This window comes from Acinetobacter sp. IRS14, from assembly GCF_034650275.1.
In the GTDB taxonomy this organism is placed as follows: domain Bacteria; phylum Pseudomonadota; class Gammaproteobacteria; order Pseudomonadales; family Moraxellaceae; genus Acinetobacter; species Acinetobacter oleivorans.
The window spans coordinates 22,768-46,128 of sequence record NZ_JAOVFN010000017.1; the positions used below are offsets into that span (position 1 = coordinate 22,768).

The window sequence follows — 23,361 nt, forward strand, 5'->3', positions numbered from 1 at the left end:
ACTTTTATCAATTTGATTTGTTTAGTTATTTAAGAAATTACAGCCATTCATTCCAGAAAATTGATATGACTAGTCTCTCAGATATGAGGGGCTTTTTTAATTGTTTTTACTTAACTCGTATTTAGCCGACTCCGCCTAGATAGATTAAGCCCACCATAATTGGCGGGCTTATTTTTTAATATGTGAATTATGAAAGATAGGGATGTTTTTGCGCCAAGTGATCATTCGCTATTTTTGTAATTTCAAAATAAGATAATTCTGCACAAAGCCAAAAACGATATATATTTTCGCCCACTAAGTAACTCTGGCGGTTGTATGTTGATTGTTTACTTGCATCTATTTCACTGGCTTCAAAGTAAGTACCTTCACGGTCATATACAACTTCACCATCTAAATCACCGCCAATACAAATGAACATTGTAATAATCCATAAATTTATGAAGATCAGCTTAACACATATAGAAAAAATCCCCCCAAAATAAGGATACTTTGCGGAGCTTTATTTACTGTAAACAGTCAGGAATTTTTAGTCGTATTGGTTAGGGTAGATAAGGTTTATTAATCAAATATCATCATACAATTCGATAAAAATCGAATATCAGCTCTTGATTGAACTTTCTATTTGAATTTTATACTTAATATTTTTCTCCTCATCAATATAGGATAGTAAATGTTCATCCCTTCTTTTCCTTAATTTTCCAATTTCTGAATCAATTTTTGCAGTAATCAACGATTCCTCTTCTTGCTCCTCATTAGGAATGTACTCACTTATTGATTTCATACTTTAACACTCCTGTTTTACTGCATTGTTAGTTTAGAACAACTAAATAAACAAGTGCATTAGAGTGTTTTTTATTATTAAAAGAAAATTTGAAATCTATAAAACAAAAAAGCTCATCTTCCGATGAGCTTTTATTTAATTAAAATTAACGGTATGTATTAGGTGTTAAATTCTGCCAATACAAAGTTTTTTACTATTTCATCAAAAGTTGGTTTCAGAAGAGCTTGCTCGCTATTTTTTATAGTTTTATACCAATAACTTGCTGCAACTCCCATACTGAACAAAGCTAACAATTTCATTGCTCACCTCACTTATTGGGAAGAGTGAAACTTAAAGTATCATTCGCGTTTGTAGCTTTCCAACTCGTTTTAGCGAGGTTTCTGTATATATTTTAAGCAATGTGTAATATAAAAGCACTCATGATTATGAGCTTTCTTTAATGGCAGTAATAATCAGTACTCAATAAATTCATGTAATGAATTTATAAAGTGTACAAAATTATCTGCTAGGTACAGAACCTTTCTTTTACCCTCATTTATTCCAGAACTATAGAATTCATCGTGTAAAACAAGCACAATCTTAGGTTGATCTTTTATCCAAGGAAATCTGTAATCGAAACAAATAAAATTTCCACCAGGTGTAGATCCAAAGCTAATTAATTTTCCCTCATAGTCATCATCACCTTCGGGAAATTGCATCCCTTCTATTCGAGGTTCATGCAAGTATCCTCCTAACTCTACTGTACTGATATTTAGTTCACCATCAGTGTCAACATAATCAAAGCTAGAAATTTCAGGATAAATGCCATCATGCTGAGAAATAAGTTCAACATATTCTGGTGGAAATGTAACTTTTAAGGTAGCTGCAAAATTTTCAATAATTTCTTTATTAATTGCGCCATTTGGATACTGATCCCCAATATCTTGTAGCATTTGATGGTTCTCCAGTATTTAAAAAATTTGCCTAATATTCTTAAGTGTCATAAATCACACAGTGCTTTATTTGTACTTTAGAGCACTCTGTTGTAAATAATTTTCCCAATTCTTCATTAAGCGATTAATATTTTCTGCATAAGAATACAATGAGGGATTATATCCATCTGTAGGAGGCATATATTTAATAAAATTATTAATTTCGGCTGGATAATCAAAATCTGTATAAATACGCTCCACCTCATCTAAAGGATCTTCAAAACTTTCTCGATTAAGCCAGAGCCAACTAAGAATTACATATAACCATTTTTGACTGATGTTCTCATATTCATCTTCTTTAAAGTTAGGACATAGTTCATTAATAAATGGAGTGATGTCATTTGATTCAGTCGAGATAAGGAATGACAGCTCAAGTTCAGCTTTAGTAGAGCTCCCTGTTGATACAATATTTTCTGCTTTTTTTATTGGTATTTCTGAAGTAAGGAGATTCTTTTCATAACCCCATTTGATATCACACCATGAAAGTGTCACCTTTTCATTAATAAAATCAGCAGGCATTGGAAACAACGTCATCTCTTTGTGTCTCTGTTCTTAATAAAAAGACTGTAATTCTACTATGTGAAAATCTTCACAAGTAATAGTTTATTGATTATCAAGCATGTATTCAAAAATATTATAAAAATTTCAAACTCAGTCTTTTAGCTTCAGCTTGATCACCATACCACCACACGGCTTTGTCTTTGACCTTAACTGTCATCTCTTCATTTATACCGTGATCCTTATCTACTAAGGGATCATCACCGTTCTGATATCTTGGTATAACTAAATTATTTATAAACAAATCGTAAGCTTGTTGATGACAAGCTGGACATGAAGGTAAAGAGTTTAAAAACCTTTTTGTATTATTCTCAATATAATTACGATAAAGAGAACCACCATTAACAGCATATTCTGGCAAATCCTCATTTAAAATAGGATCATTACGCCCAGTTATCCATACAATCGTATTACAATTTGCACATTGCGCCCCCATAGCCTCCGATGGGTGGTAATGATTTGGTCGAATAAACAAAATACCATTTTGTTCAAATCCTTTCTGGTACCATACCCCTATACCCAATTGACTGGCTGCTACCTGATGTAAAGATCTCATAGGTACTCCTTTTTAGAATTCTTTTTTAGAAGAAAAGATAGAATAAAAACATAAATAAACTACCAAGTCCTATTACTACCCATGATATTAGTTTAGATATAAATCTATCTTCTTTAAAAAAGAATGGTAAAACGCATTTATTGATGTCTATTTCTCTTAGCCAAGATAAATACCAAGGAAAAGTTAAGGCGAATATAAGAGAACTTGTGAACATAGCAACAGATGAAGGTCTCTTGTAAAATTCAGACTCACTCATTTTAAAAAACATTACCCAAAAAATTACTTCTATAGCGCATAGCAAGACACATAAATAAATATAAAACTTATTCTTCAGATTAGTGATAAAAATTGGGGTTAGTGTCCACAATGGAAAACGAATCCAAATCCAAGTCTAAAACCATATAAATCATTATTAATATCAAATAGAAAGAACCGTATAGGTATTATTACATAATAAAGTGCAAAAAATATAAGGCTTAAAAACTTAACTCGATTAAGAGTGTAAGAGTCAAGGTCTGCAAGAATAGGTTTAGATATTAAATATCCAAAAAAATAAATAGCATAGAAACTAATTAGATAAATAAATATGGAAGAATATGACTCATAATCAAAAACACCATACAAGAATAAAGATAAAATCCAAAGCAATCCAAAAATAAAGAAATTTTTAGCAATAATAAAAAATGGAGATTTGGTTTTAAGAACTGATGGCTCAATTATAATTTGCACTGCGGTATATCCCATCTATACATAGTCATTTCTAAGTAATGACTATAATTAATTCAAATTTATCAATATATTCGATAGATATATAAATTCATGCCATTGTATCCTCCTGTACCCCAGCTGTTTGCAACCGCACTTTTGAGTAGGTTGATTCAGCTACAAAAAATTTATCTGTATCGTTTCAAGCAAATCATCACTTATCACTTCGAAGTCTTTAATTTTTGCTGAATGAGTGTTCATTAAAGGATGATTTAATGATATTTCATTTAATTTATCTAATGCACGTAATTTATTAATCACATGAATTTCAAGTGGCAATAAAGTAAACGGAGGGTTAATGAATTTTGGAGGATATTTACGTAAATCATTATCTATTAATTCTTCGCAGTGTAAATTTGCTATATCTATGAGTAATGGTTCTAAAAATACTGAGTCACATGACCAATTATTTATCAAATCTTTAAATTTTCCATCTATTTTTGATACTAATGTAAATTCTTCATTAATCCATTTGTAATAAGCCCATAATGAAAAATAGTCATAACTTAAAGGAAACTCAGATAGAAATTTTTGTTGTAAGCAAAACTCTACTTGGCGAGCTAATTTCTTTGCTAAGTTTTTATTATTTAATAGAATCGCCCAAAAAAGTAGTGCAGAAAATTCTGAAAAATACTTCTTTAAATCATGTACATTCATTTTATCTAAAGGTTTTATTTTAAAATCTTTTAATTGTAATTCTCTTCCCACTTCTGCATACATCAAAGCAAGATTTAAACTATTTAAAGCATCTATATCTGCATTATTATTTTCAATTTTTAAGAATGCCAACTGGGCATAAGATATAGACATACCTACTATATGGTGAGGAAAAAGTATGTCTTTCCCATCTAAGGTATCTAGTATGTGTTTTTGATCAAATTTTAACGAATGAATCAAACTTCCAATACTATACGTTTTATAACATTTTAATAATTTATTTAATTCTCTTATTTCTTTCATCAGGCAATCTCAATAGTTTTCACATTATAAAAAAATCTTCCTTAAGAATAGTTAACTTAATGATTATAAATTTAAAAACCAATATTCCGGAATAAAATAATTTAAAACTCATAAGATAGATTTAATATATAGTTTGCAAAACTTTTTAAAAATAAAGTTGTTTTATTTCTAATTTAGCTAGAAAGCAATAATCTTCCTGTTGTTAACTCATCGAACAAAGTAGGATCTTCATCACCTCGAATTGTTCCTTGAGACGAATATGAACCTAATCTCTTTCTGTATCGAATTAAGTACTCAAATAGTGTTCCAAATCTTTTTACTGTATTATTATTTTCATTCCACTCATAAACAATATCATTAATATCCTTTGTATACATGAAGAAAATATTAGCATGTTCATTCTCACCACAAATCTCAAAATATTGTTCTTCAGCTAAATCTAATTTCTCACCATTCTCTCTATAATTGATAGCAAGTTCTTCATCAGCCATTAAACTTTTTTGCCTTTGTATATTAAATCCAGCATTTCTATAATATCTATATATGTAAAAATCATCACCAAAAATCACTCCTCCTGAACATTTACCCATAGTTGTTAGCAACTCTTTCAATTGACCATGCACAGAAATATTATTTAATTTCTCAATTTCAGCGATTTCTTGTTCTGAATATCCATTAACCTTTTCTATTTTTTCAATAAAATAATTTTTTTCAGCTCTAATAGAAGAAAGCATAGTCACCAAATTACTCATATAAAGTACCTTATAGATTGGGAAGCCTTAAAATAGATCTATAAATATTCACAACTTAGTATACCAAATTAAAAACTTTTACACATAATTACCATTCTCATCTAGTTCATCTTTTGGTCTATTGTGATAATCAGAAATTAAAAAACTAAAATAATCCATCATATTAACCATGATACTTCTTGAAAAATCCAATGTCATATAAAGCCCATATTTTATATCTCCATGCGAATCAAAAAAAGTTTGCACTATTATATTAAAAAAAGCCAACCAATCCTCATCAATATTTTTATTGTTTTTATTAGTTATAATTATTGATAAAATTTCATTTCTTTTTTCTAGAAAAACACCAATGAGATATCCTCTTAAATAGTCATGAAATGCAGACAGATTACTTCCAAAATGTTTTGTATTTGCATGAATGTCATTCAAGTGCTCTCTATTATTTCCATATATTTTCTCGCCAAAAAAATTATAAACTTCTTGAAGTTCATCAAAATTAGATATGTCAAAGCAAACTTTAATAATTTGCTTACTTGTAATATCTTGTTCAGTAAAAAAATGACATGAGTCATCTTTCATTTTTATATTCTGCACAATAAAACTCCAACACTATGAAAATATTAATGTAGTTTTCATTCATGATTTTCTCTGCGGTATATCCAATCTATACATAGCCACTACTATGTTAAATTAACTACTATATTCTTTAAAAAATTCAATTCATATAAATCCCCTAATTAGTATTTCCATTTTGTTTTTTAAATATTTTTAATGCCTCATGTCTGGTTTTTTGTGTATATTTTTTTGGCATGCCTGCTATTTCTTTAAGCATTAAGATTATTTCATCAGAAATATACTCGGATTTTTTACTCAATAGGTTTAGAGCTAATATAGTCCAATATTCAGAAGTACTATCGGTTAGAGCAAAAATCAGTATTTCTCTAATTTGTTCAAAAGAATAGATATCAGCTATATTCTCAACTTCTTTATTTTCAAGTATTAATAAGCCGGCCCTCACATCTTGCATTAAAATCCCCTCATTATTTGTTTAGTTTTAATAATCTACAGTTATAACTTTAAATTAACCTCTAACCTTTAGTTAGTAAAATTTAGAATTAAGCATTGTCAAATATTACCCAAAAAACCTCTCTATCACCACATCCCTTTCATCCAAACTATTTGAGCTTAAAATCTGGAACATCAAACCATCAATTAAGTTTAAAACCATATTGGCATCGGGTTTTAGTGTGTTGTTCTCTAAACTAAAAACCAGATCAAAAAGTTCTCGAAGTAACCATTTTCTATACTCTATTGCCATACGGTAAGCCTGAGCGTAAACAAGTTTAATTTCGAAGAAGGCTTTAAGTAAAAGGTAGTACAGGCTATTAAAATTAACATGTAAAACAATAATCTCTTTGAGTTTGTCTCTTGAGGTTCGGTAACGGCTTGAGTAAATAATGGCAAGCACTTCTTCTTTCAGGCGGCTTTTTTGAAAAGATACGCATCTTTCAACAAGCCGCTCTTTTGAATGAAAGTAATTATAAAAAGTGGCTTTAGGAATTTTGGATTCTTTGGCAATTAAGTCCACGCCTGTATTGTGAAATCCATGCAGATTGAACAGCTCTATTGCAGTATGAATAACCTGTAATTTTTTGGAAGATGTTTCTAAAGTTGGCATAGTTTTACCTTTATAAATTCTTGTTGTTTCTAAAAGAGATAATTTTTTGGGAGAAAAAAAGGCACAGCAAAGCCGTAAAGACTGTGCGCAGCACATCTCAAGTTTTATTGATGATTAAGTTTTTTAGTCGTGACGAATTAAAGCCTGAAAAGCCTATAGCTCATCAAACTGCTTTAAATTGATTTAAGTGGTGTCGATATAGATTTTGACATTGACTGCCAATAATTTATGAATGTACATAGCCAACTCCTTCTTTTGGGAGTTCTGCCGAAACATTATAAATTATGGTGGCAGAACGGAAGCAGGTTGACGGACTGGTTCAACTCCAGCACACTCGAAAGTGTCCCACTCCCGTCCTACCGCTACGGGAGGGAACGAGATGTGCACACAAAACTATTCCTCAGAAGAAATAATCCTGATGTGGTTGAATTACGGTCCGTCAAAACCGACTGGCAATGTAGGCCAGCCCGCAAATGGTAATCTTCAAAAATTAAGGTGTCAATGTGAAATTGGCTAGAAATTATTTAATTAATTATTGTTTTTCATTTAATTACACAATTAAGAAAAACCTTAAATATTAACTTAATAAAACCCTCCTGTTTTATAAACATGTTAGCTGTTAGGTTCAACTTGAGTCGTTTTACTACTTGAATATATAAAATAAAGCGCAATCGCTAAACAGATGAGCGCGCCCAATCTATAAGTTGAAAAAGGTAGAATTTCATTGCCAAACCAACCAAAATTATCAATTAACATACTCATGAGAAGTTGCCCCAAAATAACCGCAACAGTTGCAACAGCCGCCCCAATTCTCTGTACTGCTAAGACCATAATCACAATATAGGGAACACCACACATTGCACCTAGTAATTGCCATTTAGGTACATCTAATAGGGTTAAAGTTTGCTTGGGTTCAAAATAAAAAATAAGTAATGCGGTAATTAAAGCGCCTACAGAAAACGTTAAAAATGCACTACGGAATACGCCAACTTTACTGCCAAGCTGACCATTAATTGCCGCTTGTACACTGAGTAAAGCACCGCCGATGACTGCCAATAAAATCATAAATATAGTCATATTTCCCCCTTATGCTTTTGCGACTAATGAAAGTGCAACCACAATAAAAACAAGTGCAAGCACACGTTTTCGATCTACTTTTCTATACGGGGTTCCGAGTAACCCATAATGATCAATAATCAGGCTCTTAAAAACTTGACCAGCCAAAATCCCAATCATGGTCATGGCAATACCAATAATCGGCGCTGTGATGGTGAGAATAATGACGTAGATCGGGCCAATTACCCCACCCAATAACTGCCATGATGGAAGAGTAAAAAATGAGGGACTATTGCGAGGACTAAAAAACAACATAAGTAGAAAGGTAAGTGCGGCCCCTACTCCAAAAATACTAAAAGTGGCCCACAATTCTCCAACTTGTGTACCTAATGGCCCTAAAAGACCTGCTTCTACAGATAGCCCCATCCCACCTAAAATGGTTAGAAACAGTAATAGAATTTGCATGAACATTGCCTCATGGTATTTAGGCAACGAATCATAGAGTAGCCAATTCAGCAGAAAAACAGCATAATCCATGAATCACTTTTGCAGAAACTGCACAGATGAATTTATCAAATTCGATTGATATTCGTACCCTTCGCTTTTTTATCAGTGTATATAAAGCTCAAAACTTCTCTGTTGTGGCAAGAAAAGAAGACGTGTCTGCATCGATGATTTCTCGGACCATTCAACAGTTAGAAGATGCGTTGGGGCAGCAACTTTTTTATCGAAATACACGAGCAATCACACCGACCGAATCGGGTAAATTATTTTTTGAATATGCCAAAAAAATTACGGAGCAATTTGATGAAGCTCAAAAGGCGTTGCAGGATAAAACTGTAGAGCCCTCTGGGCTGGTTAGAATTAATGCACCCGTATTTTTTGGTCAAAGACATATTGCGCCGTGGTTAGCAGGTTTATCAGAACGTTATCCACGGCTTTTAATAGAACTGATTCAGACAGACGAATTTATAGATCCTCTTCGAGATAGTACTGATTTAATATTTCGCATTGGAACCCTCACAGACTCATCATTTCATGCGCGTATTTTTGGCACACAAAAATATCATTTGGCGGCCTCTCCTGCTTACATTGCTAAATACGGTACTCTTGATCACCCCAAGGCACTCAATGACCATAAATGTTTAGTCTATAAAGGGTTTGAAGGACCTAACCGTTGGTTAATTAGAAAGCCAGATGAGGAATGGGTACATTATCCAATTGTGCCTTTACTTGCTTCAAATAATGCTGAGAGCTTAATGACGGCGGCACTCAATGGGATGGGAATTGTTTTATTTCCTGACTGGCTCATTGGTGAGGCATTAAAGCACGGCAAATTAATAAAACTTTTACCTCAATATGAAGCATCTATTAAACCTCAACCACAGCACATCGCAGCAATTTATCCTAATGTGCGTCATCCGCCCTTAAACATTCGGGTAATTATTGATTATTTTGCTGAAGTCTACGGTGAAACACCTTATTGGCAGGATTAATTTTTCTTTTAATTACACAATTAAGAAAAACCTTAAATATGAGATTTATTTAAGTTAGGATTAAAAGCCACTCTAAGGGTGTAAGTTGGAAAAAGTGGTTCTAACAGGATAGTTTCATTAAAAATAAAGACTTTAGGACATAGAGCCATAACATCGTATATATTTTCGATTATTGATGTCAGCTTAGAAGTAAAGACTGGAATATTCTGATCATCTGCAACGACATAGATATTTTCATTCTGAATCGTTTGCATGCTTGCTAACAACTCTTCCATATCATCAAAATCTTTGAAATCTATATTTTTCCATAAAATATAGTTTTGTTTTATGGGATACATATTCAACTTCGTATAAACATCTTCTGAGTCTATATCACTAATAATTTGAAAATCATTTTTGAGTGCATTTTTACATTCTTCAAATAAAGACATCTCTTTTACCTAGTTTTCTTTTAACGATTAACAATATATTTCACACTCATTTTATAACTTTTTAGCTATTAATTTATTGTTTTCATTTAATTATATATTTCAGTAAAGTCTACATCTCAAATAAAGTTGCACTATACATCAGGAAAAAATCTGATCGGGTCAACTTACTTTGCACATTATTAATGATGGAAAACCTATTTATTTAAATATACAAAAGGCCTAAATCTGAACAATTTAAGCCTTTTGTTCTTAGATAAGAGTTATAGCGTTAACTTAAGATAAGAATTCTTTAATCGTCTCTTGCATACTGGTAGTGGCACGACCAATTAACTGGTGCAGATCTTTGCTATCACTATACAAACCACCTTTAGATACGCCTTCATCTGAATCTGCCAAGATGCCAGCAAACCCTTCTGGTATGCCCAATTGTACCAAGAGCGCTTTATATTCCTCTTCTGGTAGGTCTTGGTAAATGACTTCTTTTTTGCTAATTTCACTTGCCCATTTTGCAACATCGTCAAGGGTATAACTCGCATCGCCTGCTAGTTCATAAACTTTATTCTCATGCCCGTCTTGCGTTAATACCACAGCGGCAGCAGTCGCATAGTCTAAGCGCGAAGCAGAAGCAATTTTGCCGTGATGGGTTGCCCCAAAAATTTTGCCATGCTCAACTGCTTGTGCAAGCCCCATTGCATAGTTTTCGCTGTACCAGTTATTACGTAATAGCGTATATGGGATATCCGATTTTTTTAAATATTGTTCAGTTTCAACATGTTCTTGTGCTAATAGAAGTGGTGATGTATCTGCATTTAATAAACTCGTGTAAACAATAAATTTTACGTCTGCAAGTTTTGCCGCATTAATCACATTTTGGTGTTGTACTGTACGTTGGCCAATTTCATTCGATGAGATTAATAAAAGCTTATCAATACCAGCCAATTGAACCGAAAGTTTATCTGCGTCATGGCCATAATCAAAAGCACGCACTTCGATCCCTTTTGAGCTTAAATCTGATGCTTTTTCTGGATTGCGAACTAATGCGACAATATTTTTTGCGTCAGTCCGTTCGAGTAATTGAGAAATAACCAATTGGCCGAGTTGACCTGATGCACCAGTAACTGCAATACGCATGATGATCTCCATCTGATGTAGTTGATATATTCCAATCATCGTAGTACCTTAACTTACTAAAAGTAAGTACTTACCTAAAAGTAAGTTTAGAAACAAATGTAAACTTTTGTAATGAAGGTGGTACGCGATGAAAGGATACGTTTTTGCAGCAGATTGTCCCTCTCGAAAAATTTTATTAACTCTCACGAGCCGTTGGAGTGTCTTGATTTTAGTTGCACTTCGAGATCAACGTCTGCGTTTTAATGAGTTAAAGAAAATTATTGATGGCATTAGTGAAAAGATGTTGGCACAAACCCTAAAAACGCTTGAGCACGATGGTTTTATCGTACGTCAGGATTATGCGGAAATACCGCCTCGCGTAGATTATCAATTAACTGACTTTGGACGCGAGGCTTCCGAACGACTTTTTGATTTAACTACTTGGCTTGAAAATAATTTATCCAAGTTATTAGAAAGTCAGCCTAGTGCAGACATAGTTCAAAATTGACTCGATAAATAGACGTAGTATGTATATTAAGCATTCAAACTCGCTTAATTCGCCAGTTTGTGTTACTATTTTTTTAGTAGTCACCATTCAGTTGATTAATGTCATATGAGTAAAAATAGCAATCTTGAAGTCTGCCCAATCGCCCGAACACTTTCAGTTTTAGGTGATTCGTGGAGCATGTTGATATTACGAGATGCTCATGCAGGTTTTACACGTTTTGATCAGTTTCGTAAAAGCTTAGGCATTGCGCCAACCATGCTAACAAAACGGTTATCTGTTTTAGTCGAAGAAGGCTTACTTGAAAAAAGACAATATTCTGAACATCCACCGCGTGAAGAATATGTGTTAACACAAGCGGGTAAAGATTTTTTACCAGCTTTATTTGTTATTGGCGCATGGGGTCAAAAATATAAACCCTTTGAGCAACCTGAAAAAATGGTAACTTTCATTGATGCAGAACAAGGCACTGAAATCAAACCTATTGTAATTGACCAAGTGACTGGCGCCGAAATTGGTACTCGTCCGATTAGTCAAAAGTAATGAATGATTTAAATATAAAAGCACTCAGTTAGAGTGCTTTTAATAGAACAGAGCTTGTTATAAATATTTATTCATTGTTCCTTTACTCAAACATGCCAAGATAAACTGGCGTTTCTGCTGTCAGTCCAGCATGCACGTTTTGGGTAATCTCATCAGCTAAGAGTTCAGATTGCCCCCTCTCTAAAGCAGCTATCGTCATTTGTGCAATAACATTAGGTGAAGCTTTATTTCCAACTAATCCACGAGCCATGTCTGTGTCCATGAAAGCAACATGTAGCGACAAAACCTCTGTTCCCTGTGCTTTTAACTCTTGTCGCATAGCATTGCTCAAAGCCCAAGCTGCTGCTTTTGAAGCACTATAGCTACCTGTAACTCCTGGCAAAGTAGCCCAGCTTAAAGCTGAGATTACATTGATTACAGCACTACTATTGTGAGTAGCCAGAATTGGTGCAAACGCCTGAGTTACACGCAGTGGCCCAACTGCATTTGTTTCGAACTGATCTCGAAGTAAATCGATAGATGATGAAGAAAAAATAGCCCCAGATCCACCAATACCGGCGTTATTTATCAATAAATTTACGTCACCCAGTTTTCGTGCTAACTCTTCAGCTTCATCTGGACTTGTTACATCCAGACAAACAGGTACTACACCTGACTCAATTGTTATGCTCAATGGATTGCGCGCTGCCGCATAGACCTTGCTGGCACCGGCAGCGAGTAATTCGCGTACAAAAGCTGCACCCAGCCCTCTATTTGCACCTGTAACAAGTGCGACTGAACCTTTAATATTCATAATGATATCTACTATAAATTTAAGAAATTAGAGGTGTGAAGCCAAATGAAGCATGATGTAATGCTCATAATGACCGACACCATTTTTTACGATAGGGTCTTGTGACGTGAAGCTAGCGACATCCTCTTCATCTGCAATCTGGTAAAGCGAAAGGCCGTACCCATTCCCATCATTAATAACGGGACCATGGGCGACAATAACGCCTTGCTCGAGAAGTTTATTTAAAAAATCTCCATGCTGTCCCATCCATATCTTCTCATCGTCAGACATCGTTTCGAGAAAATCCGCACGTGGTGGGATCCATTTACATAAGTAATTTTTCATTTCATGCCCTTAAAAATAATTAGAAAATTGCGTAAATATTTAAGTATCTATTTGGCAGTCTTGACACTTTTAAGGATCGAACTTTCGAACATGCAGGGAGCATAGCTCTGTAAGAAAAGAATCAAGCCCGTCATCTTCCCAACCGGATTACTGAATTTCGGCTCTTTAGTTTGGATAAGCCTAGTGATGGTTGATACTACGGCATCCGGTTCTTCGGCCTCGTTCATCCCTTTTTGCGTAGCGGCTTGTGCCAGTTGGCGATAAGAATCATAGTCTGAGATATTATGTTTAGTTGTTGAAACTGAGTGGTTACCAAGATTCGTTTTGAACCACACTGGTTCGACCATACTGACCTTGATGTTAAAATGATCTAGCTCAAAGCGTAGGGACTTGAAGTAGCCTTCAATCGCGTGTTTTGAGGCAGTGTAATAAGACAGGTTAGGTGGTCCAATCAAACCGACAATTGAACTGACTGTGATAATTTGGCCGTTCTTCTGTTTGCGAAAGTACGGTAGTAAAGTATTTGTAACTTTGATAGTACCCCAGAAATTAGTTTCGAACTGCGCGCGCCCAACCTCAATCGGAGTTTCCTCGGCAATGCCAGTGACCATATAGCCTGCGTTGTTGACGAGCACATCAAGTTGCTCAGTAAGAGAAAACAGCTCTTTTGTAAACGCCTGAATGGAACTATCATCATCAATATCGAGCTTTAACAGTTTGAAAGGTACTTTAGTTTCATATTTCTCGGGCTGGCGGCTAGTACCAATGACATTGAAGCCAGCCTTGTGTAGTTTGTTAGCTAGCATCAGTCCAAACCCCGATGAAGCACCTGTAATCAAAATTGTCTTTTTCATTTTTACCGACCTTAAGATTTTTAAATAATTAATCTCAGGGTGTATTTTGTCGATAAATATTATGACCATCACTAGCGGAGCACGCCAATATAATCGCCAAATACGCCAATATAAGTACAGGCTAATTGGCGCGTTTCGCTATTGAGATGGCGTAATCTCCCATATAGAATGTACGGATGACTATCAAAAAAAATATGCATCGAAACAACAGCATGCAAGACTATTCAATCTGGCCAGGTTGGCGCTTGTTAATGCAAGATGCAGGTATTGAAGCCTCACCTGTTTTGCGTCGCGCGCAACTTCCTGGTGACCTGTTTGCTCGCCAAAACGTTCGTTTAGATCCGGAAAGTTTTTTCAAACTTTGGGTCGCTATTGAAGACGAGGCGATGTCTGTTAATGCCGATATTCCTGCTGCTTTGCAAATAGCAAAGGTGATGTCATCAGACTGGTTCGATCCCGAGCTTTTTGCTGCTCTTTGTAGCTCCAATATGAGTTGTGCTCTTGATCGGATGGCAAAGTATGTCAGACTCATTGCTCCTATGATCTTTAAGATAGACCGTACAGCAGTGCACACTACAGTCTCAATTGGTTTTATGGACAATACCAGACAGCCACCAGATGTATTTCTTATATTTAAGCTCGTTTTTTTTGTACAGCTTGTACGTTTGGCAACACGTGCTCCTGTGAAACCATTACGAGTCAGTTGGCCATTGGCATCAGATTTAAGAAATGATTTTGCGATCGCCTATGAGACTTTTTTTGGCACATCCGTAACAAATAGCCCATTAACGACTTTGGTATTCTTAACTGAGGATATGGAAAGGCCCTTTCTGACAGAAAATCACAAAATGTGGTTTTTCTTTGAGCCATCTTTACGCCAGAGATTGGCTGATTTAGATAAAATGTCAGGTATGTCAGAAAGAGTACATAGCACGCTACTAGAGACTTTGCCAGCCGGAGAAGTATCGATGCAGGTAGTGAGTCGAAAACTTGCAGTGAGTACACGTACACTCCAACGTAAACTTCAAAATGAAGGTACATCATTCCAGCAAGTTCTCAATAATGTACGTGAATCTCTTGCATATCACTATTTACGCAATACTGATATGTCGAGTGCTGAAATATCTTTTCTACTAGGCTTTGAGGACTCAAATTCTTTTGCCCGAGCATTTCAGGCTTGGACTGGAAAAACTCCGCAAGCACATCGCAGCAACTTATCCTAATCAAAAAAAATGGGTTATTTTGCTCGGCTACGTTGGGTTGCATACGTTCCCCAACCACTGAGTAAAACTGATTTAATAAATGCCCATAACCCACTTTCCTTAGGTTTCGGCTCTTTACCTTTCCCAATCCGTTTGAGTTGTTGGGTATACCAAAGTACTTCCATAATACCCAGACTATCAATTTTCTTAATGCCAGTTTTGATGGGTTGTACTGACTGAAGACCATTTTTTCCTGCCAATAAAGATTTGGGTACATCAGGTTCAATTGCCATAAGTCTTGCAACTCCAATCACGTCACACGCCTGTGACTGCAAAGCTTGTTCCATACCCTCTACAGTTCGGAATCCACCTGTTACCATCAAAGGCGTTTTAACAAGTGTTCTCACTTTTTCTGCGAAATCAATAAAGAAAGCTTCGCGTGCGATTGTCGATGCTTTTTGTGGAGCTTTGGCTACTCCAGATTCGTAGGTACCACCCGATATTTCAATCAGGTCAATGCCTGCATTTGCTAATGCCTGAATTGTTTCTAACGAGTCTTGCTCGGTAAACCCGCCTTTTTGAAAGTCTGCCGAGTTTAGCTTAATGGCAATCGGAAACTCTTTACCGACTTGTTTTCGAATCTCTGCATAAACTTCCATCAAGAAACGGCGACGTTTTTCTGGTGTACCACCCCACTCGTCATTTCTTAAATTGTGTAAAGGTGACAAAAACTGGTTAATCAGATAACCATGTGCAGCATGAATCTCGACTCCACTAAATCCTGCTTTTTTACAAATTGCTGCGCTTCGACCAAAACGCTGAATAATATCGATAATCTCTGCTTGTGTAGCTTCATCAGGCGTCGCAAATAAAGACTGCATTTCTGCACCAAATGGCACTGCCGATGCAGAAATATTCCGTACATTTAATCCTTTCGGTGATTGTTTCCCCGGATGATTCAACTGTGCCCATAATTGAGAACCTTGTTCGGTCACGGTTTTTGCCCATTTCTGTAAAATTGCAAAATCACGCTCATCCTCAACCACCACATTGCCAGCCTCACCTAAGGCTTTGCGGTCAATCATAATGTTGCCAGTTATGATCATCCCAATCCCTGAGGCAGCCCAACGCTGATATAGCCGAACATGTTTTTCGTTTGGATTATTTGAATAGCTGGCTAAAGTTTCACTGGTTGCAGCCTTCGCTAACCGGTTTGGAACTATAACGCCATTCGGTAAAGTTAAAGGCTGATTCAAAAGATTCGTTTTTAATTGCAGATGAGTCATGGCTTATCTCACACAGTTAAAGAGGGTTTTGAATGGGGTTGAATAAAGTCCACTAAACTTTGAAACCACATCACATCCACAAAATTTCCGGTAATGACAAGGTCTTGTGTTTTAAGTGCAGTTAAAAAAGTGTTTACACTGTCTTTCGCTGACAACACGGCAAACCCTTTGCTACCCGTTTTAAACGTAAAGGTAAAACTTGGTGACTTGGTTAGCCCTGAATAAGAGTTAATCTTGCCGTTTTTTACTTCGAAATAGCGGCCTTCACCACTTGCTGTTTGAATCTGAAAGATGACATTTTTATCTTTCACATAAGCTGCACATTTCGGGTTCTTTTTTACAGCACGCTGCATGAGCTTGGTCAGCATCCACAGCAATAATTTAAATTTCATCATTTTTATCTTCTTGATTCATCAAATTGAATGGACCGAACTCATGAACATTATTCATCTAAAAACTGTATTGCATGTTTTAAGAAGCGTTCAGGGTACTGAAATTGGGCACCATGTCCTGCATCGGGATAAATAAATAGCTGAGCGTTTGGAATGTTAAGTGCCATGTGGTATGCATTAATGGTCGGAATCATCACATCATCGACACCATTTAAAATGAAAGTAGGTTGTTTAATCTCACGTAAATGTGCAAAAGGATCTTGTTCATCAAGTTTAGGTAAAAAATGCATATTGGCTTCTATCTGTGCCTGCATGACTTCAACTGAGCTTGCTGGATCTTGGTTTTTACGCTCATGGCGACGTTGCCAAAATTCATGACCCGCCTGAATAGCGGCTTCAGATCGGCCAAAAAATAAAAAGAGGAAGTCTTCTTCAGAAGGCACAGTAGTTGTTGCATGCTTTAATACCAAAGCGACCACTTCTGGATCATCTCCACGTGGTTTGCCACCTCTTGGTCCCGTACCTAAAAGCATTAGTTTTCTGATGAGTTCAGGGTGGCGGCGTACTAAATCTTGTGCCTGAAACCCGCCCAGTGAAAAGCCTAATAGGTCAACCTGCTTTAAGCCTAATGCACGAATGACTGCTGCCGCGTCGTCTGCCATATCTTCAATGCGAGTACGGGGCTGGCCAGTAGATGAAGCAACGCCGCGACCGTTAAACAAAATGACTTCACGTCCTTGAGCTAAACCATCAGTAATCAGTGGATCCCAATTGTCTAAACCACCTCGGAAATGCTGAAGAAAAAATAGCGGTGGCTGCCCTGTATTTGAGTTACCCCATCGACGATAGGCAAAATTTGCTCCATCTACTTCAATGAATTGGGTCTCGGCTGTTTGGTGAGTAATAGTCGTCATTGTCTTTATACTGAATTTAAGTTTCTGATTAAGCTAATTTTTATTTAGCTAAAAACGTGAGGGATTGTTTTACAAAATCATCATGAAACTGAAATATTCCCCCATGACCTGCATCTGGATAGATAACAAGTGAACTATTAGGTAAGCGCTTTGCTAAATCATAAGTATTTACTGTCGGCACCATTCGGTCATGATCACCGTTGGCAACAAGAACAGGTTGTTGAATCACAGAAAGGTCAGCAGGTTTTTTACTTCCCCATTTTTTTAATGCTTTGAGCTGGGCACGATAGGCAGAAATGGTAATTTCTTTATCTCGGTTTTCAGTACGTTCATTAATACGTTGAATAAAGGCTTTTGCAGAAGCTTTACCATTTTCTGTACGAGTGAAAAATAGATAAACCTTAGGGTCTTGACCAGTCACCATTCCACGAACTAAATCCCAATTAGAAATTCGCCCTACGGTACTAATTCCAGTACCACCCGCAGGGCCAGTTCCCGACAAAATCATTTTTCGAATTAAATTCGGCTGTTTTAGCGCAATCTCTTGTGAAATCATGCCGCCCATCGAAAAACCAAATAAATCAACTTGCTTAAATCCTTTTGCTTGAATGAAAGTAATCGCATCATCTGCCATTTGTTCAATTGACTTTGCTGGTTCACCAGTCGAAGCACCAACGCCGCGATTATCAAACACAACAACATGATGTTTAGCCGCAATTCCATCAATAATTCGTGGATCCCAGTTATCTAGTACAGCAGCTAAATGGTTTAAGAAAATGACAGGTGTTCCACCGTTTTGTTGACCATATTCTCGATAAGCGAAGTTAACGCCACCTGCACTAATAAATTGAGTTGGTACATTCTTCCAATTTGTATCTTGCTCGGCGTGTTGCCCTGCTTGCGGATTACTAACAGCACTTGATGACACTTTATATGCCTGAATTGATGGTTCATTAAAAGAAACTGATGGCACAACCTCTGCCTGAGTTAAGGGAACACTAAAAATAGATATCGCCGTCAAACTCATTGCAACTGTATTTAATAAAAAATTCATTTCTCTGATCCTCAAATTTAATTCATTGATCTGATTTATCTGTTTTTTATGAGTGATCTTTCAAAGGGAGAAAAGATAAAAAACAGAGTTAATATCGATTTAGTACTAACTATACATAGACAAAAATGCATTGTCACTATCATTTTAGTAGTAACTATTTTATTTTTAGATTATGATGAAAATATCAAGGTGAAACTGAATAGCGAACACATTCAAATTGGAAAAAATGGTATGACTGGTAAAGTAGTTCTCATTACAGGCGCATCTTCTGGTATTGGTTTAGCAACAGCAAACCTTTTACATGAGGTTGGATTTATTGTTTATGGCACAAGCCGACAAGCAAAAGATTCATCAAAATACAAATTCCATCTTATTGAGTTAGATGTAAATCAAGATGATTCAGTTGCCCAAGCCGTTGAGAAAGTCATCTCAAGCGAAGGAAAAATTGATGTCTTAATTAATAATGCTGGGTTTGCAATAGCACCTGCTGGCGCCGAAGAAAGTTCAATGCAACAAGCACAGGCTATTTTTGATACCAATTTTTTTGGTGCGGTTCGAATGACTCGTGCAGTGATACCACATATGCGCCAGAAAAAATCAGGATTGATCTTAAATATCAGTTCAATTCTTGGGCTTTTACCTCTGCCTTTTGGTGCACTTTACGCTGCTTCAAAACATGCCCTTGAAGGCTACTCTGAATCTTTAGATCACGAATTAAGATCTCAAGGCATTCGTGTGTCACTTATTGAACCTGCTTACACTAATACTTCTTTGGGAGTAAACTTACTCGAAGCAGATAATAAAATTTCTTTTTACGATCAAACTCGTGAAAAGCTACATAAACAAATGATTAATTCAATTAATAAGTCAGATGACCCGAGTGTGGTTGCCAATACAATTTTAGCGGTCATTCAAAGTCAACATGTTGTGCCACGCTACACAGCAGGAAAAACTGCAAAAAGCTTAAAAGCGTTAAGACGATTTGCACCTGCAAAGATCTTTGACAAATTAATTCACCGTAGCTTGAAAGTTTAGAACAAACCCAAGCCTATAAAACTTTAAAATAATTTTGAGAAATAGAGGTTTCAAATGAAAGCAGCCTACATTAGCCGTTATGGCAACATTGATGACGTACAGCTCGATGAACAATCTCAACCACCACTAACAGCAGACGCTGTGCTCGTTAAAGTTCATGCAGCCAGCATTAACCCTCTCGACTTAAGAGTTTTAGAGGGTGAATTTAAAGCAATTCTCCCAGTGAAGTTTCCTTTTATATTAGGCAATGATTTTGCAGGTACAGTCGTAGAAGTTGGATCGAAGGTTACCCAGTTTAAAGCTGGAGATGAAGTCTATGCCAAGACAGATTTAAACGGCGCTTTTGCTGAATATACTGTGGTTCAACAGTCTTCACTTGCACTGAAACCGCAAAATATTTCAATGGAACAGGCGGCAGCCCTACCATTAGTTGCCTTAACTTCATGGCAAGCACTAGTTGAAATTGCAAAAGTTAAAGCTGGTCAAAAAGTACTTATTCATGCAGGTTCAGGTGGTGTAGGTTCAATTGCAATTCAACTTGCCAAATCACTTGGCGCTACGGTTGCGACCACAACTAGTGCCAAAAACAGTGGTTGGGTGAAAGAGCTAGGTGCTGACATCATCATTGACTATAAAACAATGGACTTTGAGCAAGAACTTAAAGATTACGACGTAGTCTTAGATACACAAGGCGGGAAAACCTTAGAAAAATCACTGAACGTTCTTAAACGTGGTGGACGTCTTATTAGTATTTCAGGACCACCTGACCATGCTTTTGCAGAGGCAGTTAATCCGAACTGGTTCCTAAAATGTGTTATTCCGATGTTAAGCTGGTCAATTCGACATAAAGCAAAAAAACGCGGCATTACTTATACATTTTTATTTATGCAGCCAAATGGTCAACAGCTCTCAAAAATTACTGAACTGGTAGAAGCTGGAAAAATTAAACCCGTAGTTGACCAAACCTATGACTTTATTCAAATTAAAGAAGCGCTCCAATATGTAAATACTGGACGAGCAAAAGGGAAAGTTGTTTTACAATTTGATGAATAAGGTACATAGCTCAAATATTATCTAGATTACGCAAGGGTTCGAAGATTATATAGCCGCTCATATGGCGGCTATAGACCATGAATAAGATGAATTAAAAGGTCTTATTCATTATTTTTGAGCCTAAAAGAAGCAATATTCGTACAAGCTTTTATTTAGTTAAGTTCTTTTATTGTAGATAAAAAAGTTAAGGCTTGCTCAGTTGACCCTTCATTTAAAGGGCTGTGGTTGGGATTAAAGTATCGCAAACAGGCACGTATTATATCGTCAACCTTAGGCACACGGTCTTGTCGAGCTGCTCGGAAATAATCTTTGAAACGAAAACGATGTGGTAATTGCGCATCTTGTTCTACTAGATTTTCGACAGCAACATAAGCCAAAACAATAAATAGAGGGAACGTGAAAACCGCTGCCCCCACTCGAAGTACATTACTATTGCTAAAATATCTAAACATTGCATCGGCTACTTCACGGTGCTCAACCTCTTCAGCTCCGTGCCATTGCAATAAACGTAACATTTCTACATCGACAGGTGCTTGTTGTAGCCCCTCTACATTGAGAACCCAATGTCCTAACACTCCAGTCATATGCTCGGCAGCGGCCACCATTGCTAATCGGGTCGTTAGCCACATCGACTTTAAGCGTGGATGCTTCAATTCATAGCCTAATGGTTTTGAGCCAATCATGTCATTAAATATCCAATTCATCATTTTAGTATAACGACTTAAATCAATCCCTAACGCCTCTATATGCCGAGTTCCGAGAGTGTGCCCATAACTATGAGCACCCTCTTGTTTAATGAAAGCAATTGCTGCCTCTTTCAGTTTTTCATCTTTAATATAAGGCAATGCATCTCTAAACGTCTGACAAAACCAACGTTCTGGTGCAGGCGTAATTGGGTTAATTGAATTTAATATCTGTGAAACCATGGGATCATCATAAATCCAATGACATGGGGTTTCAGTAAAATTAAATACTGGACGCCGCGGCATAATGACATGGTTTTGTCTGATTAAACTATTCATGATAATAAATCCTTATATATCAAAAACTCTTACCATTAATCCTGAGTCAAAATGTTAAAGCCCATACGTGGGCCAAAAGCAACAAATGTCTTAAGTAACCCCTTAATTGCTTTAGGTTGTTGCCCACGGCTAATACGGCGGAATTGGGTCGCGTGCCAGGCCAGTTGTAAATAGGCATCTACAGGTTTGTATCCAATGGCTGGAATTTTTGCTGGTTTTAATACCGATTTTCCGGCTAACAGTTGTTTTGCTAAATCTGGCTGTACTGCAAAAGGTCGAGCCAATCCAACCAAATCGACCGTACCATTGGCAACAATATGGTTCATAAAATCTACATCGCGCAGTCCGCCTGTTAACATGAGTGGTAATTTGCTTTTTTTACGAAGTGCAGTGGCATAGTCAATAAAATATGCATCACGCTGAGCAGAACGATCTGGTGCATAGCCTAACTGTGCAGGGGATTCATAATTCCCGCCTGAAATCTCTAAGAGGTCGATCCCTTCTGCTTCTAAAGCTAATGCAATGTCTATCGATTCTTCCTGACTTAAGCCACCTTTTTGAAAATCGGCAGAGTTGAGTTTTACACTTAATATTTTGTCTTTGCCTATTGCAGCTCGCACAGCCTGAACTGTTTCAATGAGCATACGGCGTCGGTTTTCAGGACTACCACCCCACTGATCTGTCCGAACATTGGCTAGAGCTGATAAAAATTGTGAGAGTAAATAGCCATGCGCTGCATGCACCTGTACTCCATCAAAACCAGCTTCAATAGCCAGCCTCGCAGTTTGAGCAAATCGATTGATCTGTTCATATATTTCCGCTTCGGTCATCGCAAGCGGAATGCGAATAATATTCATGGCAGGTAAATCAAGCCCAACTGCTGAAGGGCCTATTGGCTTTTTCAAAAGTGGTAAAACTGCAACACGGCCGGGATGGTTAATTTGCATAATAATTTTGCTGCCATTGGCTTGTGCAGCCTGAGCCCATAACTTATTTGCTTGCAGAAATTCTGCTGACTCTAAAACCACATTTCGTGGTTCCACAAAAGCACGATGGTCAATCATGACATTGCCGGTAATTAACAACCCTGCTCCACCTCTGGCCCAAGCTGCATACAACTGTTGTAAGTCAGTGGTCGGTGAACCATGCCGATCGGCAAGTTGTTCACTCATTGCAGATTTGGCAATTCGGTTTGGAATGCTAATGCCACAGGCTAACGTTAAAGGACTTGCTAATGTGGGTTTTGAATTAGGTTTTGTCATTTTGTTTC

General features: G+C 36.6%; 30 protein-coding genes. 6 read left to right on the plus strand and 24 right to left on the minus strand.

Annotated elements, in window-relative coordinates:
- Window positions 1–187 precede the first annotated feature (187 nt).
- The 13 genes from ODQ17_RS14150 to ODQ17_RS14215 all read right to left on the minus strand — a co-directional run bounded on the left by ODQ17_RS14150 (window position 188) and on the right by ODQ17_RS14215 (window position 8,542).
- A complete protein-coding gene (locus ODQ17_RS14150) occupies window positions 188–418 on the minus strand; it encodes a hypothetical protein (RefSeq protein ID WP_005305644.1) in 231 nt (76 codons plus the stop codon).
- 180 nt (window positions 419–598) lie between these two features.
- Window positions 599–781, minus strand: coding sequence for a hypothetical protein (locus ODQ17_RS14155; protein WP_005305647.1), 183 nt, complete (start codon window positions 779–781; stop codon window positions 599–601).
- Between the two features lie 158 nt (window positions 782–939).
- Entirely contained in the window at window positions 940–1,080 is a 141-nt protein-coding gene (locus tag ODQ17_RS14160) for a hypothetical protein (protein WP_151768686.1), read from the minus strand.
- Window positions 1,081–1,233: 153 nt separating this feature from the next.
- A complete protein-coding gene (locus ODQ17_RS14165) occupies window positions 1,234–1,713 on the minus strand; it encodes an SMI1/KNR4 family protein (RefSeq protein ID WP_151988253.1) in 480 nt (159 codons plus the stop codon).
- Window positions 1,714–1,779: 66 nt separating this feature from the next.
- Window positions 1,780–2,286: a DUF2247 family protein gene (locus tag ODQ17_RS14170; RefSeq protein ID WP_322904468.1), complete on the minus strand. Its 507-nt coding sequence runs from the start codon at window positions 2,284–2,286 to the stop codon at window positions 1,780–1,782.
- A 100-nt stretch (window positions 2,287–2,386) separates the two neighbouring features.
- Window positions 2,387–2,866 carry a hypothetical protein gene (locus tag ODQ17_RS14175; protein ID WP_322904470.1) on the minus strand — a complete coding sequence of 160 codons (480 nt, stop codon included), beginning with the start codon at window positions 2,864–2,866 and terminating at the stop codon, window positions 2,387–2,389.
- Window positions 2,867–3,748: 882 nt separating this feature from the next.
- Window positions 3,749–4,591 (minus strand): hypothetical protein, encoded by an 843-nt coding sequence (locus ODQ17_RS14185; RefSeq protein WP_322904472.1) that lies wholly within the window; start codon window positions 4,589–4,591, stop codon window positions 3,749–3,751.
- Window positions 4,592–4,764: 173 nt separating this feature from the next.
- Window positions 4,765–5,343: a hypothetical protein gene (locus tag ODQ17_RS14190; protein ID WP_322904474.1), complete on the minus strand. Its 579-nt coding sequence runs from the start codon at window positions 5,341–5,343 to the stop codon at window positions 4,765–4,767.
- Between the two features lie 78 nt (window positions 5,344–5,421).
- Entirely contained in the window at window positions 5,422–5,937 is a 516-nt protein-coding gene (locus ODQ17_RS14195; RefSeq protein WP_322904476.1) for a hypothetical protein, read from the minus strand.
- Window positions 5,938–6,076: 139 nt separating this feature from the next.
- Window positions 6,077–6,370: a hypothetical protein gene (locus ODQ17_RS14200; RefSeq protein WP_322904478.1), complete on the minus strand. Its 294-nt coding sequence runs from the start codon at window positions 6,368–6,370 to the stop codon at window positions 6,077–6,079.
- 105 nt (window positions 6,371–6,475) lie between these two features.
- Window positions 6,476–7,021, minus strand: coding sequence for a TetR/AcrR family transcriptional regulator (locus ODQ17_RS14205; protein WP_322904480.1), 546 nt, complete (start codon window positions 7,019–7,021; stop codon window positions 6,476–6,478).
- Between the two features lie 612 nt (window positions 7,022–7,633).
- Complete coding sequence (locus ODQ17_RS14210; RefSeq protein WP_322904482.1) at window positions 7,634–8,098, minus strand: DMT family transporter; 465 nt, start codon at window positions 8,096–8,098, stop codon at window positions 7,634–7,636.
- 9 nt (window positions 8,099–8,107) lie between these two features.
- Window positions 8,108–8,542 carry a DMT family transporter gene (locus ODQ17_RS14215; protein WP_322904484.1) on the minus strand — a complete coding sequence of 145 codons (435 nt, stop codon included), beginning with the start codon at window positions 8,540–8,542 and terminating at the stop codon, window positions 8,108–8,110.
- Window positions 8,543–8,640: 98 nt separating this feature from the next.
- Here ODQ17_RS14215 and ODQ17_RS14220 point away from each other — a divergent pair, with 98 nt between their 5' ends.
- On the plus strand, window positions 8,641–9,573 hold the full coding sequence (locus tag ODQ17_RS14220; RefSeq protein WP_199987616.1) for a LysR family transcriptional regulator: 933 nt from the start codon (window positions 8,641–8,643) through the stop codon (window positions 9,571–9,573).
- A 32-nt stretch (window positions 9,574–9,605) separates the two neighbouring features.
- Here ODQ17_RS14220 and ODQ17_RS14225 read toward each other — a convergent pair whose 3' ends face one another.
- Window positions 9,606–10,004 carry a CDI toxin immunity protein gene (locus ODQ17_RS14225; protein ID WP_322904486.1) on the minus strand — a complete coding sequence of 133 codons (399 nt, stop codon included), beginning with the start codon at window positions 10,002–10,004 and terminating at the stop codon, window positions 9,606–9,608.
- A 273-nt stretch (window positions 10,005–10,277) separates the two neighbouring features.
- Window positions 10,278–11,135: an SDR family oxidoreductase gene (locus tag ODQ17_RS14230; RefSeq protein ID WP_322904488.1), complete on the minus strand. Its 858-nt coding sequence runs from the start codon at window positions 11,133–11,135 to the stop codon at window positions 10,278–10,280.
- A gap of 127 nt (window positions 11,136–11,262) precedes the next feature.
- Here ODQ17_RS14230 and ODQ17_RS14235 point away from each other — a divergent pair, with 127 nt between their 5' ends.
- A complete protein-coding gene (locus ODQ17_RS14235; RefSeq protein WP_003651924.1) occupies window positions 11,263–11,622 on the plus strand; it encodes a winged helix-turn-helix transcriptional regulator in 360 nt (119 codons plus the stop codon).
- 105 nt (window positions 11,623–11,727) lie between these two features.
- Entirely contained in the window at window positions 11,728–12,162 is a 435-nt protein-coding gene (locus ODQ17_RS14240; protein ID WP_322904490.1) for a winged helix-turn-helix transcriptional regulator, read from the plus strand.
- A gap of 82 nt (window positions 12,163–12,244) precedes the next feature.
- On the opposite strand, the gene ODQ17_RS14245 is transcribed toward ODQ17_RS14240, so the two are convergent.
- The 3 genes from ODQ17_RS14245 to ODQ17_RS14255 are packed head-to-tail and all read right to left on the minus strand — an operon-like array spanning window position 12,245 to window position 14,133.
- Window positions 12,245–12,955, minus strand: a complete 711-nt coding sequence (locus ODQ17_RS14245) for an SDR family oxidoreductase (RefSeq protein ID WP_322904492.1) — start codon at window positions 12,953–12,955, stop codon at window positions 12,245–12,247.
- Window positions 12,956–12,982: 27 nt separating this feature from the next.
- The gene (locus tag ODQ17_RS14250; protein ID WP_322904494.1) at window positions 12,983–13,279 is read right to left on the minus strand and encodes a YciI family protein; all 297 of its coding nucleotides are present in this window, start codon (window positions 13,277–13,279) and stop codon (window positions 12,983–12,985) included.
- Window positions 13,280–13,326: 47 nt separating this feature from the next.
- Entirely contained in the window at window positions 13,327–14,133 is an 807-nt protein-coding gene (locus ODQ17_RS14255; RefSeq protein ID WP_322904496.1) for an SDR family NAD(P)-dependent oxidoreductase, read from the minus strand.
- 176 nt (window positions 14,134–14,309) lie between these two features.
- Here ODQ17_RS14255 and ODQ17_RS14260 point away from each other — a divergent pair, with 176 nt between their 5' ends.
- Window positions 14,310–15,356 carry a helix-turn-helix domain-containing protein gene (locus tag ODQ17_RS14260; protein ID WP_322904498.1) on the plus strand — a complete coding sequence of 349 codons (1,047 nt, stop codon included), beginning with the start codon at window positions 14,310–14,312 and terminating at the stop codon, window positions 15,354–15,356.
- Between the two features lie 14 nt (window positions 15,357–15,370).
- Here ODQ17_RS14260 and ODQ17_RS14265 read toward each other — a convergent pair whose 3' ends face one another.
- The 4 genes from ODQ17_RS14265 to ODQ17_RS14280 are packed head-to-tail and all read right to left on the minus strand — an operon-like array spanning window position 15,371 to window position 18,981.
- A complete protein-coding gene (locus ODQ17_RS14265) occupies window positions 15,371–16,621 on the minus strand; it encodes an NADH:flavin oxidoreductase/NADH oxidase family protein (RefSeq protein ID WP_322904500.1) in 1,251 nt (416 codons plus the stop codon).
- Window positions 16,622–16,629: 8 nt separating this feature from the next.
- Window positions 16,630–17,016 carry a hypothetical protein gene (locus ODQ17_RS14270; protein WP_004642957.1) on the minus strand — a complete coding sequence of 129 codons (387 nt, stop codon included), beginning with the start codon at window positions 17,014–17,016 and terminating at the stop codon, window positions 16,630–16,632.
- Window positions 17,017–17,063: 47 nt separating this feature from the next.
- Complete coding sequence (locus tag ODQ17_RS14275; RefSeq protein ID WP_322904502.1) at window positions 17,064–17,927, minus strand: alpha/beta fold hydrolase; 864 nt, start codon at window positions 17,925–17,927, stop codon at window positions 17,064–17,066.
- 40 nt (window positions 17,928–17,967) lie between these two features.
- Window positions 17,968–18,981: an alpha/beta fold hydrolase gene (locus ODQ17_RS14280; RefSeq protein ID WP_322904504.1), complete on the minus strand. Its 1,014-nt coding sequence runs from the start codon at window positions 18,979–18,981 to the stop codon at window positions 17,968–17,970.
- Window positions 18,982–19,212: 231 nt separating this feature from the next.
- Here ODQ17_RS14280 and ODQ17_RS14285 point away from each other — a divergent pair, with 231 nt between their 5' ends.
- Both ODQ17_RS14285 and ODQ17_RS14290 read left to right on the plus strand, forming a co-directional pair.
- Window positions 19,213–20,016 (plus strand): oxidoreductase, encoded by an 804-nt coding sequence (locus ODQ17_RS14285; protein WP_322904566.1) that lies wholly within the window; start codon window positions 19,213–19,215, stop codon window positions 20,014–20,016.
- A 54-nt stretch (window positions 20,017–20,070) separates the two neighbouring features.
- On the plus strand, window positions 20,071–21,069 hold the full coding sequence (locus ODQ17_RS14290; RefSeq protein WP_005305708.1) for an NADP-dependent oxidoreductase: 999 nt from the start codon (window positions 20,071–20,073) through the stop codon (window positions 21,067–21,069).
- 152 nt (window positions 21,070–21,221) lie between these two features.
- On the opposite strand, the gene ODQ17_RS14295 is transcribed toward ODQ17_RS14290, so the two are convergent.
- Both ODQ17_RS14295 and ODQ17_RS14300 read right to left on the minus strand, forming a co-directional pair.
- Window positions 21,222–22,091: a metal-dependent hydrolase gene (locus ODQ17_RS14295; protein WP_322904506.1), complete on the minus strand. Its 870-nt coding sequence runs from the start codon at window positions 22,089–22,091 to the stop codon at window positions 21,222–21,224.
- 35 nt (window positions 22,092–22,126) lie between these two features.
- Complete coding sequence (locus ODQ17_RS14300; protein ID WP_322904508.1) at window positions 22,127–23,353, minus strand: NADH:flavin oxidoreductase/NADH oxidase family protein; 1,227 nt, start codon at window positions 23,351–23,353, stop codon at window positions 22,127–22,129.
- Between the last annotated feature and the right edge of the window lie 8 nt (window positions 23,354–23,361).

Excerpts from the sequence above, each read along its gene's own strand:
- ODQ17_RS14150 (WP_005305644.1), bottom strand. The coding sequence starts at position 418 with ATGTTCATTTGTATTGGCGGTGATTTAGATGGTGAAGTTGTATATGAC.
- ODQ17_RS14155 (WP_005305647.1), bottom strand. The coding sequence starts at position 781 with ATGAAATCAATAAGTGAGTACATTCCTAATGAGGAGCAAGAAGAGGAA.
- ODQ17_RS14160 (WP_151768686.1), bottom strand. The coding sequence starts at position 1,080 with ATGAAATTGTTAGCTTTGTTCAGTATGGGAGTTGCAGCAAGTTATTGG.
- ODQ17_RS14165 (WP_151988253.1), bottom strand. The coding sequence starts at position 1,713 with ATGCTACAAGATATTGGGGATCAGTATCCAAATGGCGCAATTAATAAA.
- ODQ17_RS14170 (WP_322904468.1), bottom strand. The coding sequence starts at position 2,286 with ATGACGTTGTTTCCAATGCCTGCTGATTTTATTAATGAAAAGGTGACA.
- ODQ17_RS14175 (WP_322904470.1), bottom strand. The coding sequence starts at position 2,866 with ATGAGATCTTTACATCAGGTAGCAGCCAGTCAATTGGGTATAGGGGTA.
- ODQ17_RS14185 (WP_322904472.1), bottom strand. The coding sequence starts at position 4,591 with ATGAAAGAAATAAGAGAATTAAATAAATTATTAAAATGTTATAAAACG.
- ODQ17_RS14190 (WP_322904474.1), bottom strand. The coding sequence starts at position 5,343 with ATGAGTAATTTGGTGACTATGCTTTCTTCTATTAGAGCTGAAAAAAAT.
- ODQ17_RS14200 (WP_322904478.1), bottom strand. The coding sequence starts at position 6,370 with ATGCAAGATGTGAGGGCCGGCTTATTAATACTTGAAAATAAAGAAGTT.
- ODQ17_RS14205 (WP_322904480.1), bottom strand. The coding sequence starts at position 7,021 with ATGCCAACTTTAGAAACATCTTCCAAAAAATTACAGGTTATTCATACT.
- ODQ17_RS14210 (WP_322904482.1), bottom strand. The coding sequence starts at position 8,098 with ATGACTATATTTATGATTTTATTGGCAGTCATCGGCGGTGCTTTACTC.
- ODQ17_RS14215 (WP_322904484.1), bottom strand. The coding sequence starts at position 8,542 with ATGCAAATTCTATTACTGTTTCTAACCATTTTAGGTGGGATGGGGCTA.
- ODQ17_RS14220 (WP_199987616.1), top strand. The coding sequence starts at position 8,641 with ATGAATTTATCAAATTCGATTGATATTCGTACCCTTCGCTTTTTTATC.
- ODQ17_RS14225 (WP_322904486.1), bottom strand. The coding sequence starts at position 10,004 with ATGTCTTTATTTGAAGAATGTAAAAATGCACTCAAAAATGATTTTCAA.
- ODQ17_RS14230 (WP_322904488.1), bottom strand. The coding sequence starts at position 11,135 with ATGCGTATTGCAGTTACTGGTGCATCAGGTCAACTCGGCCAATTGGTT.
- ODQ17_RS14235 (WP_003651924.1), top strand. The coding sequence starts at position 11,263 with ATGAAAGGATACGTTTTTGCAGCAGATTGTCCCTCTCGAAAAATTTTA.
- ODQ17_RS14240 (WP_322904490.1), top strand. The coding sequence starts at position 11,728 with ATGAGTAAAAATAGCAATCTTGAAGTCTGCCCAATCGCCCGAACACTT.
- ODQ17_RS14245 (WP_322904492.1), bottom strand. The coding sequence starts at position 12,955 with ATGAATATTAAAGGTTCAGTCGCACTTGTTACAGGTGCAAATAGAGGG.
- ODQ17_RS14250 (WP_322904494.1), bottom strand. The coding sequence starts at position 13,279 with ATGAAAAATTACTTATGTAAATGGATCCCACCACGTGCGGATTTTCTC.
- ODQ17_RS14255 (WP_322904496.1), bottom strand. The coding sequence starts at position 14,133 with ATGAAAAAGACAATTTTGATTACAGGTGCTTCATCGGGGTTTGGACTG.
- ODQ17_RS14260 (WP_322904498.1), top strand. The coding sequence starts at position 14,310 with ATGACTATCAAAAAAAATATGCATCGAAACAACAGCATGCAAGACTAT.
- ODQ17_RS14265 (WP_322904500.1), bottom strand. The coding sequence starts at position 16,621 with ATGACTCATCTGCAATTAAAAACGAATCTTTTGAATCAGCCTTTAACT.
- ODQ17_RS14270 (WP_004642957.1), bottom strand. The coding sequence starts at position 17,016 with ATGATGAAATTTAAATTATTGCTGTGGATGCTGACCAAGCTCATGCAG.
- ODQ17_RS14275 (WP_322904502.1), bottom strand. The coding sequence starts at position 17,927 with ATGACGACTATTACTCACCAAACAGCCGAGACCCAATTCATTGAAGTA.
- ODQ17_RS14280 (WP_322904504.1), bottom strand. The coding sequence starts at position 18,981 with ATGAATTTTTTATTAAATACAGTTGCAATGAGTTTGACGGCGATATCT.
- ODQ17_RS14285 (WP_322904566.1), top strand. The coding sequence starts at position 19,213 with ATGACTGGTAAAGTAGTTCTCATTACAGGCGCATCTTCTGGTATTGGT.
- ODQ17_RS14290 (WP_005305708.1), top strand. The coding sequence starts at position 20,071 with ATGAAAGCAGCCTACATTAGCCGTTATGGCAACATTGATGACGTACAG.
- ODQ17_RS14295 (WP_322904506.1), bottom strand. The coding sequence starts at position 22,091 with ATGAATAGTTTAATCAGACAAAACCATGTCATTATGCCGCGGCGTCCA.
- ODQ17_RS14300 (WP_322904508.1), bottom strand. The coding sequence starts at position 23,353 with ATGACAAAACCTAATTCAAAACCCACATTAGCAAGTCCTTTAACGTTA.